Below are 17,352 nucleotides of genomic sequence, written 5' to 3'. Positions count from 1 at the left end.
CTAAGTTAAAGCGCTAGTAATCGTGCTTTAACTTAGTCTTATTTGCGCACCAACATAGGGTATTAATTGGCATTGCCGTTTGTTAGTTTGCCCAGCAATGGTACACTGCGCTTTTTTTAGCACAGCTAGTCGATATGAAGTTTCCAGGCAAACGTAAATCTAAGCATTTTTTCCCTGTTGCACAGCGACAAGGACATCGTATTATCGCCGGGCAAAGTCCCGAAATCCCGATGCCTTATATCGTTGGAATCGACCAAACCCTAGTTGATATCGAAGCTAAGGTGAGCGAAGCGGATCTCCAACGATTCGGCTTACCAAAAGGGCAATCGAGCCTAGTTAGTGACGAACAAGCTGAAGCACTCTATCAGTTCATCACGCAGAATAGCTCACCAGTTAAGCAACATGCTGGTGGAAGCATTGCAAATACCCTCCATAATTACTCAGTTCTAGCCAATGGACGTTCCGTACAACTTGGAGTGATGAGTGAAAATATTGGAATTGGTAGTTATGCATATCGCTATCTTTGCGATACCTCCAGTAAAGTTGATTTGGACCAACTCCAAGGAGTCGATGGGCCCATTGGACGCTGCTTCACTTTGATTTCTGAAGACGGGCAACGTACGTTCGCCATTAGTGGCGGCAAAATGAATTACTTGCGCGAAGACAGTATTTCACAAGGTGTGGTTGCTAGTAGCGCCGCCCTAGTTCTTACAGCCTATTTAGTGCGCTCACAAGGTGATGAAACCATCACCGATGCCACATTCAAAGCCATTGAGTATGCAAAGGCTGCCTCTGTGCCAGTAGTTCTGACTTTAGGCACCCGCTTTCTAATTGAACAAGATCCTGATTTTTGGAAGCGCTTTGTTCAAGACCATGTGACTGTTTTGGCCATGAACGAAGAAGAAGCCTTAGCACTTACTGGAGAAAGTGAGCCCTTGTTGGCAATCAAGACAGCTTTACAGTGGTGCGATTTGGTTTTATGTACAGCCGGTAGTGAAGGTCTGTTTATTGGCTCACATTGCGAACACGAAGCTCTGCGTAAAACTAAATATGAGCTTCAGGATTCGAGCTTAAGTCAATTCAATCAATATGAGTTTAGCCGAGCGATGCGCTACAGTGATTGTAGTGAGGCCGTGCAGGTTTATTCCCATATTGCGCCGTATTTGGGGGGCCCTGAAAAAATTGCCAATACCAATGGCGCAGGTGATGGTGCATTGTCAGCATTGCTTCATGATATGAGTGCTAACACCTACCACCGACAACTTATGCCAAACTCTGCTAAACAAGACCGCGCATACTTGAGCTATTCATCAATTGCTCAAATTTGTAAATATGCTAACCGGGTTAGTTATCAGGTACTTAATCAACATTCACCGCGTTTAAATGCAGCCTTGCCAGAGCGAGAAGATAGCTTAGAAGAAAGCTATTGGGACCGATAGCGAGCTGAAGCATGATCGCTTGGTCGCAGCCGTGACCAAGCTACAAACTAAATTCTAAAGTGACGCTTGTCGATGAGTTCAATTAAGTCATCGGCTTGTTGTTCAAAGCCGCTGCGTTGCTCAGCACTAAGATCCATGATTTGCTGAAGATAACTTAAGTCCGTACTGGCTGCGTCTTGAGCGTAGTTCTGATAAACCAGTGCCCACACGTAAGCTTTTTCATATTGTTTTAAGCGCATTAAGCGATTAGTTATCATCGCAAAATGATCGTTGTCTATTGTTTCCTCTACGGTGTAGAGAGTGAGAGCATAAAACAATATATCGAGGGATTTTTGCGGATCAATCTCTGCGTAGTACCGAGCTAGGCTCAATTGGAAGAAGGTATTGCGCAGAACTTCTTGGCCCTCTAATGCTAAAAATTGGGCTTTAGCGTTTTCATCACGCTTAACTGACCAATGATAAAATAACAAGTAGGCGTTATCTGACTCGGTGGTTGATAGTTCAAGCTTGGCTAATTCGTCTTTGGCAAATATAAGGCCTTCAACGCGAGCATCGGTTTTAGCTCGGTTAGCTTTATGGATGATAGTGCTCGCCACTTCCATACAGGCAATATACGATTGATAGTTTTGAAGAAGATTATAGCGTTCTTTGTCATCCCCTAGTTTAGCCACCAAAAAGTCACTAGAGATCACGGTTTCACGTTCGGCTTTACACCAGCCATCGGGGCTGAGGGCTGCGCAAGTGGTAGGATCTTCGTCGCATATTTTTGCTACTGAATAACGAAAATAGGCTTTACTGTCTTCACATGCACTAAGCAAAAAAACGCCAAGAACGGCAGATAGGCAAAACACAACTTTAGACAAAAATAAATCCTAATAACCCAAGACGACTAGTTGCGTAACTATAGGATATGCTGCGTACAAACTCAATTTTTACCCTAGTGATTATAGTAAAAATTATCTATTTTTTTTACTGTCGGCTATAGGGAATCGATGTTCTCAAGGCTTTGTATCACAATTTTAAAAGCGGCAAAATTGCAGGTGACTACGTGGTAATTACCCCGCGGTTTTGATAGTCTCGCCCATAATTACGTTTAAGGAACTAAGCACATGGATGTCGAAAAACTTCTCGCCGCAATGACGCCTGAAATTTACCACAATATTTGTCAAGCTGTTGAAACTGGTCGTTGGCCAGACGGGCGTGTTGTCAGCGATAAACAGCGTGAGGATAGTCTGCAGCTTATGATGCTTTATCAATCTAAACACAACGTTGATGCACAGCATATGAGTGTAGGAACCGACGGAGAGATTGTCATGAAATCCAAGCAAGCCCTTAAGCAGCAATTTAAAGACGATCACATTGACATTCAAATGAAGCATTAGCCCTTGAATTCACAAGTGCTAATGCTGGATTAATGATTTAGCTTAATTCACCACGTAGATTCTGACTGAGTAAGTCGCGTACCCGCTGTGGTTTTAATTTCTTACTCAGTAAGTAATGCAACTTTGCCAAAGCTGCTTCAGTGGTCATATCCTGCCCACTCACAACTCCACATTGGCTTAAAGCATCGCCACTTGCATAACCTTTCATGTTTACGCGCCCGGTTAAACACTGACTCAGATTGACAATGACTACACCGCGCTCACTGGCTTCACGAAGTGTTTGCAACAAGTTGGGATCTTGAGGTGCGTTACCGACACCATAAGAAAGTACTATCAACGCCTTTACCGGTGCTTGCAGAAGGTTTGCTATCACTTCCCTAGAAATACCAGGATAGATGGTGACTACGGATATCGGCTGCGGGTCTATTTGGCTGACCTGTAATGACGATATCCCGGTGGCTTCAACTTTGCCCGCGACCAACTCAATGTTAATTCCGGCACGCAATAATACTGGAAAATTTGGCGAACAAAACGCATCAAAACCATCAGCATGCGCTTTGGTAGTGCGATTGCCACGAAACAATTGATTATTAAAAAACAAACAAACTTCATGAATGGGGTAGTAGGCTGCTAGGTACAAAGCATTGAGTAAATTGGTTTGACCGTCAGAACGCATCTCACTCAAGGGGATCTGTGAACCGGTCACAATGACTGGCTTAGAAAGATTTTCTAACATAAATGAAAGCGCAGAAGCCGTATAAGCCATGGTGTCGGTTCCATGCAGGACTACAAAGCCATCAAAATCGTCATAATTGCTTTGGATATCATTAGCGATACGTTGCCAATCCGCAGGGCTCATGTCGGCGGAGTCGATAATGGGCTCATATTCGTGAATGGTATAGTCCGGCATTTCTTCGCGATGGAATTCAGGCATGGCTGCTAAGCAACTTTGCATAAAACCTTGTTGCGGGACATAACCGCGAGATGAACGCTGCATCCCAATTGTTCCACCGGTATACGCGATATAAATCGATTTTTTAGGCATTAATAGCTCTCACACATGGCACAAAAAGCATAGCGACCCATAGGGTCTTTAAACTGAAGTGGAGAAAGTACCACTTGATTGTGATGAATCCATTGCGCAAAATCAGGAAGATAGCTGTTGAGCCATGCTTGGCCTTGTTGACCAAACATCTGTTGCAGAATTTCATCACGACGGCTTAAATTTGGACGAATTTGTTCAAGTTTTAGCTCGTCATTTCCGAGTAAACTGCGGGTATAAGCAACAGCATCGTCTAAATCACCTAATTGATCGACAAGCCCATTTTGCTGGGCATCTTTACCAGTCCAGATCCTACCTTGAGCTAAGCTATCGGCTTGCTCTAAACTCAAATCTCGACCGTTGGCCACTAAGCCGATAAACTTTTGGTAACCGCTCTCAATGTTCAGTTGAATAACCTGAGCGACTTCTTCAGACAGTTTTTGCGTAATCCCAATCGAAGCATAGCTGCTAGTCGCATAGCCATCGCTGTATACACCAAAGTCAGATAACACATCTTCAAAGGTGGCGAACATTGCAAAAATACCTATAGAACCGGTGATGGTGGTTGGGCTGGCAAAAATTTGGTCTGCATCAGCTGCAATCCAATAACCGCCGCTTGCAGCAACATTACCCATAGAAATGACGACCGGCTTATCATAAAGCTGAATTTCTTGAAGCTTGTTACGGATTAGCTCTGCAGCAAACGCGCTTCCACCTGGGCTGTCGACTCGAAGCACCAAGCCCTTGATGTTGTCGTCTAGTAAAACCTGGTCGAGCATCTCTAGCATGCTCTCACTTTCGATAACTTGTCCATTACCATTAGCTTTGCCAACAATGGGACCACTGGCATGGATTAACGCAATGCGATCTTCGCCATAAACGGAAGGATAAACTGGATCCAAACGCTGTCTGTATTCAGCAAAACTTACATGGTGATAATCCCCAGCAAGACCATTATCAACCGCTCCAAAAGTATCCATTAAGTAGCTTCGCTCGTCATCGCGAGTCATTAGCACATCAACCAGCCCGGCATTCATGGCGTAGTTTGCAGCATCGCCATTGGCTTCTTTTAGTTTAGTAATTAGAGCTTGGCCATCTGGGAACATTTGTTGTTCTGATTGCTCTCGATTTTTGATGATATCGGATTTAAACTCAGTCCAAAGTTGATCCATCCAATGCTTTAAATCTGCCCGCGCTTCGTCAGACATGTTATTGCGGATGTAGGGTTCAACAAAGCTTTTATGGGTACCGACTCTGAACACATGAGTATTGACGTTGAATTTTTCGAAGGCTTCTTTAAAGTAAAGGTTTTGGCTAGCAAATCCGCGTAACCAAACGCCGCCAGCTGGGTTTAGCAAAATAGTATCTGCGTAGCTGGCCAAGTAGTACTGATGTTGGTCGTAATTATCACCAATTGCCACCACCGGTTTACCAGAGGTTTTGAAATCCTCTATACTTTGACCTAACAAACGAAGCTTGGTCATGTCAGTTCCTGACAAACTACTCAGTTGCAAGACTAAACCACTGATATCATCATCGTCTTTGGCACTATTAATGGCATGCTGGACTTGATAAAGATCGATCTCGCCAACGCGTTGTGAGCCCAGTATCTCGTCGCTTAACTGACTAAGGGCGTCGACGGTTGAACCTTGTTCTACGAGTTTTCCTGAAAGATCTAATAACAGCGCTGAGGTGTCGTATTCAGGGACACTTGGTGAGCTACTTTGTTGTTGATAGGCGATAAATAGACCGGCAACAATGATTAGAAAAATAAAGTTAAAAAATAGTTCACGGGCAAAATTTAATCCGCGCCAAATAAACACAAAACAAGCTTTAAAAAAGCGAAATAACATCGACATAGATAAGTTTCATATGCAAAGACTCAATTAGAGCTAACCCTAGCATAGCGTTATCGTCTGTGCCAATGTTTGCAGGTGTTTGCTATCCAGCCAGCGAGGCTAAATACTTAGCACTAAAAGTTAGTATTATTCAGACTTTTAGAGCTAAGTTGAAATTGTTAATGATGCTGCGTTGGCGGCCAAGGCCGGTGTTGTTCTGAGGCAATCCATTCTGTAACCCATGCCGGTAACGGAGTATTTTGTGGCTCAAGTCCTAAATCTTTTTCGACACGAGCTGGTGGAATAATCCCTTGTTTAGACGTCACACCGGCACGGACTAAAACCGAAGAACAAGGTTGACCTTTCACCCACATGGATTGCTCGATGTACAGCCACTTATCATCGTAGCCCACACATTGGCTATGCATGGTGATTTTATCGAACATTTTAACGCGCTTTCGATAACGCACCGAACTACCAGCTACCACCAAGGCCCATTTGTTTTTACTAAGTAGTGTCATCAAGTCACAGCGCAAACCTAAGTCAGTTCGTCCCAAGTCGTAGAGGGTTAATATTCGTCCGTTGTTCATTTCGCCAAATAAATCGATATCCCATGGGTGGCAAATGAAATTTATTTGACTGGGTTCTGTGTAGCAAATTTTGCTCTTTTTATTGGCTAAGAACATAGTCTTGGCGAGTCTTAAAAAAGGGTACATAGTTAGTCCTAGTGAAGCCTTCAATTGGCGTAAATTGGCAATCTAAAGCGGTGTTAAGTTTCAATCGAAACAGCTAAATTGCGTCGATTGTTATATTGCTATTCAATTAGTTTCATTCACTCAACGCCTTTAAATTAACAGCTATTTGGTTGATCCTAGCTGGGCTAATTGCATCGTAAAGTGACGATATTGTTGGTCTAAAGTTACCAAACTTAAATGGCATAATTAGAGCAAGCTCAAAAATAAACAATCTTTTTAAACATTCGTTTGAAACTGTACCTTAGATTTTATACTCTAGTAACAACTTAATAACAAAAATTTTTCCAATGACAGAGAATTCTTCTATGAGTGCATATCCACATTTAACATCTCCACTCGATTTAGGTTTTACCAGTTTACCTAGTCGCGTCTTAATGGGCTCCATGCATACAGGATTAGAAGAAGAAAAAAATGGTTTTAAAAAGCTTGCTGCCTTCTATGCTGAGCGAGCAAAAGGCGGAGTAGGCCTGATTGTTACTGGCGGCATATCACCAAACTTACGTGGAAGACTCGCTCCTAATGGCTGCCAGCTGAGCTTTAGCTGGCAATTAAATAAACACCGTTTAATCACTGAGGCTGTTCACGCTCAAGGTGGAAAAATTGCTATGCAGCTGCTGCATGCGGGTCGGTACGCTTATCATCCTTTCAGCGTGGCGCCAAGCAAGCTAAAAGCACCAATCAACCCGTTCACACCTAAAGCCATGAGTGTTCGTCAAATTAAGTCCACAATTGCTGACTTTGCTAAAAGTGCGGCGCTTGCTAAGCGTGCTGGCTACGATGGGGTTGAGGTTATGGGCTCTGAAGGCTACTTAATCAACCAGTTTATTTGCCAACGAACCAATAAACGCAGCGACCAGTGGGGCGGCAGTTATCCGAATCGTATTCGCTTCCCACTAGAAATCGTACGTCAGATCCGGGCCAAAGTAGGTAATGACTTCATCCTTATTTTCCGTTTGTCGATGTTGGATTTGGTCGAAGGTGGCAGTGATTGGCCTCAGGTTGTCGAATTGGCTAAACAATTAGAAAAGGCCGGGGTTACGATTATTAACACTGGTATTGGTTGGCACGAAGCCCGGGTTCCCACTATTGCAACCTCGGTTCCTCGCGGCGGATTCAGTTGGGTAACAGAAAAACTTAAGCCTGAAATTAGCATCCCTGTGGTTGCGGTTAATCGAATCAACACTCCAGAAATCGCTGAGGATATCCTTAGTAGTGGTCAGGCCGACATGGTGTCAATGGCAAGACCATTATTAGCCGACCCAGACTTTGTCAATAAAGCCAAAGCCGGTAAAGCTGAACTGATCAACACTTGTATAGCCTGTAACCAAGCATGTTTAGACCACGTATTTAAACAAAAACGCGCCAGCTGTTTGGTTAATCCACAAGCCTGCTACGAAACTGAATTAACATTTGAAACAACAAACAAAGTAAAAAATGTTGTGGTGGTTGGAGCCGGACCTGCTGGATTGGCCGCAAGTTGTTACGCAGCTCAACGTGGACATAGTGTGAAATTGTTTGATGCCGCTAGCGAAATTGGCGGACAGTTTAATTACGCCAAGCAAATTCCAGGTAAAGAAGAATTTTATGAAACCTTGCGTTACTACCAACATCGTTTACAGGAAACCGGTGTAGAACTGCATCTAAATACTCGCTTAGAGGCCTCGCAAATTTTGGCTATGGATGCCGATGAGGTCATTATCGCGACTGGCATTACACCACGAACACCTCCAATTGAAGGGATAGAGCATGAAAAAGTATACAGCTATCTCGATGTACTTAGAGACCATAAAGAGGTCGGTCACAAAGTAGCCATTATTGGAGCTGGTGGTATTGGTTTTGACGTTGCCGAATACTTAGTTGCTGAGCGTCCGTCTTCAACATTAGATAAGCAGCGTTGGCTCAACGAATGGTCGATAGACACACAATTAAAGCAGCCTGGTGGCTTAAGCGAAACTTCGCAAGCCATGCATGCTCAACGTGATGTTGTACTTTGCCAGCGTAAGACCACCCGTGTCGGTAAAGACTTGGGTAAAACAACCGGTTGGATCCATCGTGAAACGCTGAAAAAGCATCAAGTTCAAATGCTCGCTGGGGTAAGCTATAAACGCATTGACGATCAAGGTTTACATATAGAAATTGAGGGAGAAGCTCAGCTATTGGATGTTGATCATGTCATTCTATGTGCCGGTCAAGATCCCGCTAAAGAGCTTAGTGTTCAGCTTGATGCCTTAGGTATACAAGCTCATGTTATTGGCGGTGCTGATTATGCCGCAGAGCTGGACGCGAAGCGTGCTATTCGTCAAGGGGCAGAGCTGGCAGCGCGTTTATAAGCAGCATTGTGAACTAGGCACACCTTTATCGCGTATAGGGCTTTGAATTTCTAATGAATTACAGCACACTACGAGCATATTGTAGGCCAAGATAAACTTGGAATTGGATGAAACCATGGATGCATTAGAATTACTTTTAAATCGACAGTCCTGCGCGCGACTAGCTGGCCCTTCACCAGAAGGCACTGAACTTGAAACCATTTGGCAGGCTGGCCTGCGGGTGCCAGATCATGGCGGTCTTCACCCTTGGCGTTTTATCCATGTCAGTGGAGAAGGACTTGATCGCTTGTCAGAAATTTTTTCAGCGGCGGCCTTAAATGATGGAAGCGATGTTGAAAAAGCGAAGCTCATGCCTTATCGGGCTCCGGTAATCACGATTGTAGTTTCCTCGCCTCGTGACCACGACAAAGTCCCACAAATTGAGCAGCTGTTATCGGCTGGATGCTGTGTTCAAGCCATGCAAATGTGCGCTCAAGCTCTGGGATACAATGGAATTTGGCGAACCGGTGCCATGGCCTATTCGAAAATCGTGAATGAAGAGCTAGGTTTGTTGGACCATGAAAGCGTGGTGGGATTTTTATATTTAGGTGCGGCAATGAGTAAAGCTAAAAAGCCGCGTCAGCATAGCATCAGCGACTTCGTATCTAGTATCTAAGATATCAGATTATATCCCTAACTCATCAAGTAGGTCTTGCTCTTTAGCGCTGCTTGATGGCTTGCTTTGTTTTGCTTGCTCAGCTTGTTTCGCCTTGGTTTGTGCAATAATTTCATCTGGGTCCAAATTTTCTCTCGCTTCAAATTCTGTGATTTGAATAAACTCTGTTTTATCCATTGCGAATTCAAGGTAGAAAATATTGTTGCCTTCAGTTGAGAAAGTGACACGGCGTGCTTGAGGGCGGTCTAAGTTAGTATCGACCGACAACATTACCTGCTTGTTTATCGTCAGCATTTTCGGTTGGTTTTGACTGATCGAGGTGTGTAACTCCTCGCCAACTGTTCCGGTAAAGTCTCCAACGATCTGGTTCATCAACTCACCGAGTACGTTTCCAACTTCGTCTGCCGTATGTTGTCCGGCGAGTTCTGCCTCAGGGATACCCATGTGTAGCATGTAATCACGATAGACTTCCATGGCTGCAGCGGATGAGAAGTTAATAATAACTAAACCAGAAAATCCACCATCGAATAACACAAAGCAACCAATATCTGGCTTTAAACAGGTTTTTGATATTTTTTGTACCATTGCCGAATAATTGATTTTCTTAGTCGTTGCAGTGGTTAGTACATTGCTTACCGAATTACATAAGGTAAGTAAGATGTCATCAGTAGCGATTGTTTTAGTTTTTCTCATGGCATTTACTTCTATATCAAGGTCCAGAAACAATAGTAGACCTGGGTGTATTTGGCGAGTAAAAAATAAGCTCCCAGTCAGGGAGCTTATTTAAGGTCAGTTAATAGTCAGCTTGTTTTGGAGCTCGTGGGAATGGGATCACATCTCGAATATTGCTCATACCAGTGACGTAGGAAACTAGGCGTTCAAAACCAAGACCGAAACCCGAGTGTGGGACGCTGCCATAGCGGCGTAAATCGCGGTACCAGCTATAGTCTTCTTTATTGAGTCCCATTTCTTCTAGGCGTGCATCAAATACTTCAAGTCGCTCTTCACGTTGACTACCACCGATGATTTCACCGATGCCTGGGGCAAGCACATCCATAGCGGCTACTGTTTTACCATCGTCATTTTGACGCATGTAAAATGCTTTTATATCACGAGGGTAATTTTTAACGACAACCGGTGCTTTAAAGTGTTCTTCAGCAAGGTAGCGCTCATGCTCGGAACTCATATCGATGCCCCAACTGACGTCCATTTCGAATTTTCGGCCAGATTGCAACAAAATTTCAATTGCGTCGGTGTAATCAACCTGAGCAAAGTCTTTAGAAATGAAGCTCTCCAAACGACTAATGGCTTGCTTCTCAATACGCTGAGCAAAAAACGCCATATCATCGCCACGTTCTTCAAGTACGGCTTTGAATACGTATTTAAGCATGTCTTCGGCTAGCGCTGCTACATCATCAAGATCAGCAAAAGCAACTTCTGGCTCCATCATCCAAAACTCAGCCAGGTGTCGGCTGGTGTTACTGTTTTCGGCACGGAAGGTCGGCCCAAAAGTGTAAACCTTTGATAGCGCGCAAGCATAGGTCTCAGCGTTAAGCTGACCTGATACAGTCAAAAATGACTCTTTACCAAAGAAGTCTTGAGAAAAATCAACAGCGTCTTGGTCATTGCGTGGCAGGTTTTCCAGATCCAGAGTACTCACTCGGAACATCTCACCAGCGCCTTCGGTATCACTTGCTGTAATAATCGGTGTGCTAACCCAAATATAGCCACGTTCATGATAAAAACGATGAATGGCTTGCGCTAAAGAATTACGAACTCTTGCTACCGCGCCTATCAAGTTGGTACGCGGACGCAAGTGAGCATGCTCACGTAAAAACTCAACTGTATGTCGCTTAGCAGCCATAGGGTAGGTATCTGGATCTTCAACCCATCCGATAACTTCAACACCTGTGGCTTGAATTTCGAAAGCTTGGCCTTGGCCTGGGGATTCAACTACTTCACCAGTAATCATAACTGAACAACCGGTGGTTAATCGTAGTACTTCTTCATAATTTGAAAGCGAATTAGGAACCACAGCTTGTATGGCATCAAAGCAAGAGCCATCATAGACAGCGACGAATGAAATACCGGCTTTAGAATCACGGCGGGTACGTACCCAACCTTTTACTTTGACAACTTGACCAACTGAGAATTTCCCAGAAAGCAAGTCAACCACTGAACAATCTGTCATACGTTCAATAACTCCTCGATGAGTTTGCTTTATTAAAAACAGATAATGTTACTCGTAGCAATTGAAGACACAAGCAAAATATCGTATAGATTGGGGATAAATTGGTATTCCAGTGAGAATTAAGCACCAAAGGCTAATAATTATTAGCAAAGGGACTAAAATTAAAGCTATGAACTCAAATACGCAACATGACGAATTACAGCTTGAGCGCCGCAAAGGGCCCGATCAAATTCAGCGCTCATTTAATTATGTGGCGCTGATCGTATGGGCCTTATTTGTGGTGTCAATGCTGGCTTTTCATTTTGCACGTCCGGAGCAGCCCTACGCCTGGACCTATAGTGAAGGGATATCTCAGGCTAGAACCTCTTGGGACGAAAACTATCAGTTTTGGTTCTTATTGTTCTTATGGAGTTGTTGCGGTTTAACCTTGTTAACCATAGCCCTGAATTGGCTGCGTTCGCGGCGGCGCAACGACTACATGAGGGTAAATTTATTGCTTTTAGCCCTCATCGTCATTGCAAGTTTGCTGGCCTATTATTTAGGCGTATTTAACGCAGCATAAATGACAGCGCATAATGTTGCGATATCAGCATCGTTCATAACATAGGCCGGCATGAGATAAACCAGCTTACCAAAAGGTCGGATCCAAACCCCATGTTCGACGAAAAAGGCTTGGATCTGCTGCATATCAACTGCTTCATGGCATTCAACGACACCAATTGCTCCAAGTAGACGTGTTTCTTTAACTTGCTCAAGTTGTCCAATTGGGGCGAGACCTAATTGTAATTGATGGGCTATGTTTTCAACCCGCTGTTGCCAAGGGCTGGCGAGCAGTAAATCAATTGATGCGACGGCAACTGCGCAAGCCAACGGATTGCCCATAAAGGTGGGGCCATGCATTAAAACACCAGCGCTACCTTGGCTTATTCCTTGGGCTACTTTGTCGCTGCACAAAGTAGCAGCCAAACTCATATAACCACCAGTAAGACCTTTTCCTAAGCATAAAATGTCCGGAACAATGTTAGCGTGCTCGCACGCAAACATTTTCCCAGTACGGCCAAAGCCGGTCGCAATTTCATCGGCTATTAGCAACACATCGAAACGCTCACATAGCTGTTTTGCTTGGCGCAGATACTCCGGATGATAGAAACGCATGCCACCCGCACCTTGCACTATAGGTTCCAAAATTAATGCAGCGATGTGTTGATGGTGCTGTTCTAAGAGTTCTTCTAAAGGTGCTATATCTTGGGCTTGCCAGGGTTGGTCAAAAGCAAGCTGTGGTTCAGTCACAAAATACTGTTTGGCTAGAAAACCTTCGTAGAGAGAGTGCATTCCGCCATCCGGGTCACAAACCGACATCGCGCCAAAGGTATCCCCGTGATAACCACGGCGTAAACTGACGAAGTGCTTTTTATCTTTGCCTTGGCTTTGCCAGTACTGAATGGCCATTTTTAAGGCCACTTCGACCGCGACCGAACCTGAATCACTAAGAAAAACCTTATCTAAGCCCTGGGGAGTTATGTCGACAAGACGACGAGAAAGATCGACAGCAGGTTTATGGGTGAGGCCACCAAACATGACGTGTGACATTTGCTGTAGTTGTTGATGTGCCGCTTGGTTTAATGCCTTGACGTTATAGCCATGAATACAAGCCCACCAAGACGACATGCCATCAATCAACTCGCGGCCATTTTCAAGCTTTAATCGCACGCCACTTGCCGAAGCCACTGGATAGCAAGGAAGTGGCTCTGACATAGAAGTATAGGGATGCCAAACATGTTGGCGATCGTAATCGAGATCAATAATATCGGTCATTTATTGTCCATTGGTAAAGTTTTGCTCATGGCTTATCTTGACAGCCTTTCGTTGTTGGCTAGACTAGCTCAATCTCTGGACGAAGGAAAGAATCGCAGATGTCTTACGCACCACGCCATGATTGGACAATTGAAGAAGTTAACACCTTGTTTGCTTTGCCGTTTAACGACTTATTATTTAATGCGCAAACGGTTCATCGCCAACATTTCGATCCCAATCAAGTGCAGGTATCGACCTTGCTTTCAATTAAGACAGGTGCTTGCCCCGAAGACTGTAAGTACTGCCCGCAAAGCGCGCACCATAATACCGGACTAGAAACTCAACGTTTGATGGAAGTTGAGCATGTATTGAAAGAAGCGCAAAAAGCTAAAAGCAATGGGTCAACGCGATTCTGTATGGGAGCGGCGTGGAAAAACCCTAAAGAGCGTGACATGCCTTATCTGTTGAAAATGGTTGAAGGGGTCAAAGAACTTGGTATGGAGTCTTGCATGACTTTGGGCATGCTAAAGGCTGAACAAGCGCAACGTTTATCTGTGGCAGGTCTGGACTATTACAACCACAACTTAGATACATCTCCTGAATACTATGAACAAATCATCACAACGCGCACCTATGATGAGCGTTTAGATACCTTGGCCCATGTTCGTGACGCGGGAATGAAGGTTTGTTCAGGAGGCATTATGGGCATGGGTGAGCAAGCGACCGATCGATCTGCATTGCTACAACAACTGGCTAATTTACCTCGCCACCCAGAAAGTGTGCCGATTAATATGTTGGTGAAAGTGAAAGGTACTAAGCTTGAGCATGTGGATGAACTTGATCACTTTGATTTCATTCGTTGCATTGCCGTGGCTAGAATTATGATGCCTAAATCGCATGTGCGTTTGTCTGCTGGACGTGAGGACATGAACGAGCAAGTACAGGCTTTATGTTTTATGGCTGGCGCAAATTCGATCTTTTATGGCTGTAAGTTACTTACCACGCCAAATCCTGACGAAAACCAAGACATGAAGTTATTTAAAAAGCTTGGGATACGCCCTGAAGCTGCGCACGTTGATCGCGGAGCTAATGAAGATCAAGAAGCTCTAGAGTTGCAAATGCGTCGTAAACGCGAAGCGGCGGATAGTAACTGGTTCTATGAAGCGTGATTACTAAGCTATGAATGGTTTAGATCAGCAAAGCAACAATCCGCGCTTTGCTTTTGTTGCTCAACAATTACAGCAGCGCCAGCAGCAATTTAGTCTTCGCCAACGACAAACCATAGAACAGATTGGTGACTTTGGAAGTTGCCAAATAGCCATTGATGGTAAATCTTACATCAACTTCGCCAGTAACGATTACCTTGGGCTAAGTAAGCACCCCAAAGTACTAGAAGCCTGGCAAGCAAGCGCTATCAAATATGGCTGTGGTAGTGGTGGTTCTGCGTTGGTCTCTGGCTATCAAGCTCCTCACTACCAACTCGAGCAAACCATCTGCGAGTGGCTAAAAGTACCAGCAGTACTGCTTTACAATTGTGGTTTTTCAGCCAATCAAGCCTTTATCAAAGCCATGATGCATAAAGATGCTTTATTACTCCAAGACAAATTGAATCATGCCTCATTAATGGAAGCGGGGATCTTAAGCGCTGCTAAAATGCAAAGATTTGCTCACAATGACATGAAAGCGCTAGAGCTGCGTTTGAATAAGCAAAATCAAGATACGCTGGTGGTCAGCGAAGGGGTGTTTAGCATGGATGGCGATCTAGCTCCTCTGGCCGAAATAAACCGCTTATGTCAACAATCGCAAGCAATGCTTCTGGTTGACGATGCACATGGTATCGGAGTTTTAGGACCTCAAGGACAAGGTAGTGTTGCGCATGCAGGTATAGGGTACAGCGATCAAATAGCACAAATGCTAACTTTTGGAAAAGCGCTTGGGGTGAATGGTGCCTGTATTGCCGCAAGTGAGCAATTGATAGACTATTTAGTTAATTTTTCAAAAGCGTACGTATATTCAACCACCATGCCAGCGGCGCAAGCAGCTGCAATTGACGCCAGTATCGAGCTAGTCCAACAGCAGCCACAACTTCGACAAACACTAAACCGCAATATTGAATTGTTTCGTGCGCTTTGCTGCGATTTTAAAATTGAAGTTCAAAACTCATCAACAGCGATTCAACCTTTGATTTTAGGTTCGAGCCAATTGGCCCTAGACGCCAGTCATTACCTAAAAACGCAAGGTCACTGGGTCGTTGCTATCCGGCCTCCTACAGTTGCGCTAAACAGTGCGCGATTGCGGATTACCTTGAGTGCCAGCCATAGTAAAGTGCAGATTGAAGCATTGGTTCGTGACCTAGCCAAATTTTTGGACCAAAAACGGGCAAGCTTTGCTGGTGAAGATCATGCTGGTTGAATTAGATAAAGACCAAGTTGCGCAACATTTTGGTCGCGCGGCACAACACTATGACCAACACGCTTTTATTCAACGTGATATTGGCGAGCAGCTGAGCAGTTTAATACCCGTTCGATATTACGAAAGCTGCTTGGATATTGGCTGCGGCACAGGAGCTAGTTTACCTGAACTGGCCGGGCATTCAGCACTAGTTACGGCCTTTGATTTAAGCCATCAAATGCTAGAAACCGCTCGTAATCAAATCAGTAGCGAACGAGATTCAACAACACAACAGCAACCAGACTTTCAATGGGTACAAGGCGATTTAGATGCAATGCCTTTTGGCACCAATAGCTTCGACTTAGTGCATTCCAACTTAGCGCTGCAATGGGCTAGCAATTTGGGTACGGTTATCGAGCAAATTGGCAAACTGCTAAAACCCGATGGTGTGTTTGTGTTTAGTTGCATCGTTGAGGGCACGCTATTTGAATTGGAGCAGTCCTGGGCAGCAATCGATCAACAAAGACACATTAATCGTTTTGTGAAAAGTAGTGATTTACAGCAGTCTTTGGCATCAGCAGGTTTTACTTGTGGTGAGGTGTTTGAAAAGCAGCAGCGTTGGTACTATCCAAGTTTGGGTTTAATGCTCAAAGATATGAAAGCAATCGGTGCGAACTATGTGCCAGAGCGTCAAACTAGCGGTTTAATGACGCCATCACAGTGGCGTGCATTACAATGTCATTATCAACAGAAGTTTGGGTGTGAAGCTGGTTTGCCGGTGACTTATCAAGTCTTATATGGAGCTTTAAAACGTGGCTAGATGCATATTTATAACCGGTACTGATACTGAAGTCGGTAAAACGTATGTCACTCAATCTCTTCTCAAACAGTTAAACCAACATTGCAAAGCCAATGGATATAAACCCGTAGCAGCAGATGCTAAAGATTTCGGTGAAGGTTTACGCAACCAAGACGCATTGTCACTATTAAATAATAGTGCGTTGGCTAATCCGTATGAACTCGTTAATCCCTACTGTTTTGAACCACCGATAGCCCCGCATATTGCCGCCGCCGATATTGGAGTCACCATAGAAACGGAGAAACTGAATGACTGTTTGCAGCAGGTTCAACGTGATGTAGATATAGTATTGATTGAAGGTGCAGGTGGTTGGTTATTGCCTTTGTCAGAAACTGAACTTATGAGCGACTGGGTCACAGTCCATAATTTCGAGGTGATATTAATTGTAGGGGTTAAACTTGGTTGCCTTAATCATAGTTTGTTAACGGTACAATCCATTTTGTCTCAAGGGCTCAAGTTAAATGCCTGGGTGGCAAATTGTTTAAGCCCACGAGATGAGGTAATGAACCGTAATATTACTTACTTAGAGCAGCAAATAGCAGCGCCATGTTTAGCCCAAATTGAGTTTAACTCTAACCATACCGGGGAAGCTGAACTCTTACTAAATGAAACTCAACTCAAACGATTATTAAAATCAAATTAAGAGTTCGTATTTGCGGGTGTTTTTTGTTGAAAA

The 17,352-nt window shown here is 44.1% G+C and carries 16 protein-coding genes; 9 read left to right on the top strand and 7 right to left on the bottom strand.

Annotated features, from left to right (window positions below):
• Positions 1-134 precede the first annotated feature (134 nt).
• Positions 135-1,439 (top strand): inosine/guanosine kinase, encoded by a 1,305-nt coding sequence (locus DBZ36_RS08325; RefSeq protein ID WP_120354438.1) that lies wholly within the window; start codon positions 135-137, stop codon positions 1,437-1,439.
• A gap of 47 nt (positions 1,440-1,486) precedes the next feature.
• On the opposite strand, the gene DBZ36_RS08320 is transcribed toward DBZ36_RS08325, so the two are convergent.
• Entirely contained in the window at positions 1,487-2,302 is an 816-nt protein-coding gene (locus tag DBZ36_RS08320; protein WP_120354437.1) for a DUF2989 domain-containing protein, read from the bottom strand.
• Positions 2,303-2,548: 246 nt separating this feature from the next.
• On the opposite strand from DBZ36_RS08320, the gene DBZ36_RS08315 reads away from it, so the two are divergent.
• A complete protein-coding gene (locus tag DBZ36_RS08315) occupies positions 2,549-2,821 on the top strand; it encodes a YeaC family protein (RefSeq protein ID WP_120354436.1) in 273 nt (90 codons plus the stop codon).
• Between the two features lie 37 nt (positions 2,822-2,858).
• On the opposite strand, the gene ansA is transcribed toward DBZ36_RS08315, so the two are convergent.
• The 3 genes from ansA to DBZ36_RS08300 all read right to left on the bottom strand — a co-directional run bounded on the left by ansA (position 2,859) and on the right by DBZ36_RS08300 (position 6,417).
• Positions 2,859-3,866, bottom strand: coding sequence for an asparaginase (gene ansA / locus DBZ36_RS08310; protein ID WP_120354435.1), 1,008 nt, complete (start codon positions 3,864-3,866; stop codon positions 2,859-2,861).
• Complete coding sequence (sppA, locus tag DBZ36_RS08305) at positions 3,866-5,722, bottom strand: signal peptide peptidase SppA (protein ID WP_120354434.1); 1,857 nt, start codon at positions 5,720-5,722, stop codon at positions 3,866-3,868. The genes ansA and sppA overlap by 1 nt, the downstream gene beginning before the upstream one ends.
• A 158-nt stretch (positions 5,723-5,880) precedes the next feature.
• Positions 5,881-6,417 (bottom strand): acyl-CoA thioesterase, encoded by a 537-nt coding sequence (locus DBZ36_RS08300; RefSeq protein ID WP_120354433.1) that lies wholly within the window; start codon positions 6,415-6,417, stop codon positions 5,881-5,883.
• A 344-nt stretch (positions 6,418-6,761) separates the two neighbouring features.
• Here DBZ36_RS08300 and DBZ36_RS08295 point away from each other — a divergent pair, with 344 nt between their 5' ends.
• Positions 6,762-8,786, top strand: coding sequence for an NADPH-dependent 2,4-dienoyl-CoA reductase (locus DBZ36_RS08295; protein WP_120354432.1), 2,025 nt, complete (start codon positions 6,762-6,764; stop codon positions 8,784-8,786).
• Between the two features lie 115 nt (positions 8,787-8,901).
• Positions 8,902-9,441 (top strand): NAD(P)H nitroreductase, encoded by a 540-nt coding sequence (locus tag DBZ36_RS08290; RefSeq protein WP_120354431.1) that lies wholly within the window; start codon positions 8,902-8,904, stop codon positions 9,439-9,441.
• Positions 9,442-9,450: 9 nt separating this feature from the next.
• On the opposite strand, the gene DBZ36_RS08285 is transcribed toward DBZ36_RS08290, so the two are convergent.
• Together DBZ36_RS08285 and asnS are read right to left on the bottom strand one after the other, a co-directional pair.
• Positions 9,451-10,134, bottom strand: a complete 684-nt coding sequence (locus DBZ36_RS08285; protein ID WP_120354430.1) for a DUF3334 family protein — start codon at positions 10,132-10,134, stop codon at positions 9,451-9,453.
• A 100-nt stretch (positions 10,135-10,234) separates the two neighbouring features.
• The gene (gene asnS / locus DBZ36_RS08280; protein WP_120354429.1) at positions 10,235-11,632 is read right to left on the bottom strand and encodes an asparagine--tRNA ligase; all 1,398 of its coding nucleotides are present in this window, start codon (positions 11,630-11,632) and stop codon (positions 10,235-10,237) included.
• A gap of 169 nt (positions 11,633-11,801) precedes the next feature.
• On the opposite strand from asnS, the gene DBZ36_RS08275 reads away from it, so the two are divergent.
• On the top strand, positions 11,802-12,194 hold the full coding sequence (locus DBZ36_RS08275; RefSeq protein WP_120354428.1) for a hypothetical protein: 393 nt from the start codon (positions 11,802-11,804) through the stop codon (positions 12,192-12,194).
• Here the strand turns inward: DBZ36_RS08275 and bioA are convergent.
• A complete protein-coding gene (gene bioA / locus DBZ36_RS08270; RefSeq protein ID WP_120354427.1) occupies positions 12,167-13,447 on the bottom strand; it encodes an adenosylmethionine--8-amino-7-oxononanoate transaminase in 1,281 nt (426 codons plus the stop codon). The genes DBZ36_RS08275 and bioA overlap by 28 nt on opposite strands.
• 98 nt (positions 13,448-13,545) lie before the next feature.
• Here bioA and bioB point away from each other — a divergent pair, with 98 nt between their 5' ends.
• From bioB to bioD, 4 genes are read left to right on the top strand one after another with little or no spacing between them, the layout of a single operon-like run.
• Positions 13,546-14,595 (top strand): biotin synthase BioB, encoded by a 1,050-nt coding sequence (gene bioB, locus DBZ36_RS08265; protein WP_120354426.1) that lies wholly within the window; start codon positions 13,546-13,548, stop codon positions 14,593-14,595.
• A gap of 10 nt (positions 14,596-14,605) precedes the next feature.
• The gene (bioF, locus tag DBZ36_RS08260; protein WP_120354425.1) at positions 14,606-15,838 is read left to right on the top strand and encodes an 8-amino-7-oxononanoate synthase; all 1,233 of its coding nucleotides are present in this window, start codon (positions 14,606-14,608) and stop codon (positions 15,836-15,838) included.
• Positions 15,828-16,637, top strand: a complete 810-nt coding sequence (gene bioC, locus DBZ36_RS08255) for a malonyl-ACP O-methyltransferase BioC (protein WP_120354424.1) — start codon at positions 15,828-15,830, stop codon at positions 16,635-16,637. The genes bioF and bioC overlap by 11 nt, the downstream gene beginning before the upstream one ends.
• Positions 16,630-17,319 carry a dethiobiotin synthase gene (gene bioD / locus DBZ36_RS08250; RefSeq protein ID WP_120354423.1) on the top strand — a complete coding sequence of 230 codons (690 nt, stop codon included), beginning with the start codon at positions 16,630-16,632 and terminating at the stop codon, positions 17,317-17,319. The genes bioC and bioD overlap by 8 nt, the downstream gene beginning before the upstream one ends.
• Positions 17,320-17,352: the final 33 nt, after the last annotated feature.

The sequence above is a fragment of the Alginatibacterium sediminis genome (assembly GCF_003610775.1).
Lineage (GTDB): Bacteria > Pseudomonadota > Gammaproteobacteria > Enterobacterales > Celerinatantimonadaceae > Alginatibacterium > Alginatibacterium sediminis.
Note: the sequence above shows the minus strand (reverse complement) of the source record. Positions and strands in the feature narration are given on the sequence as shown.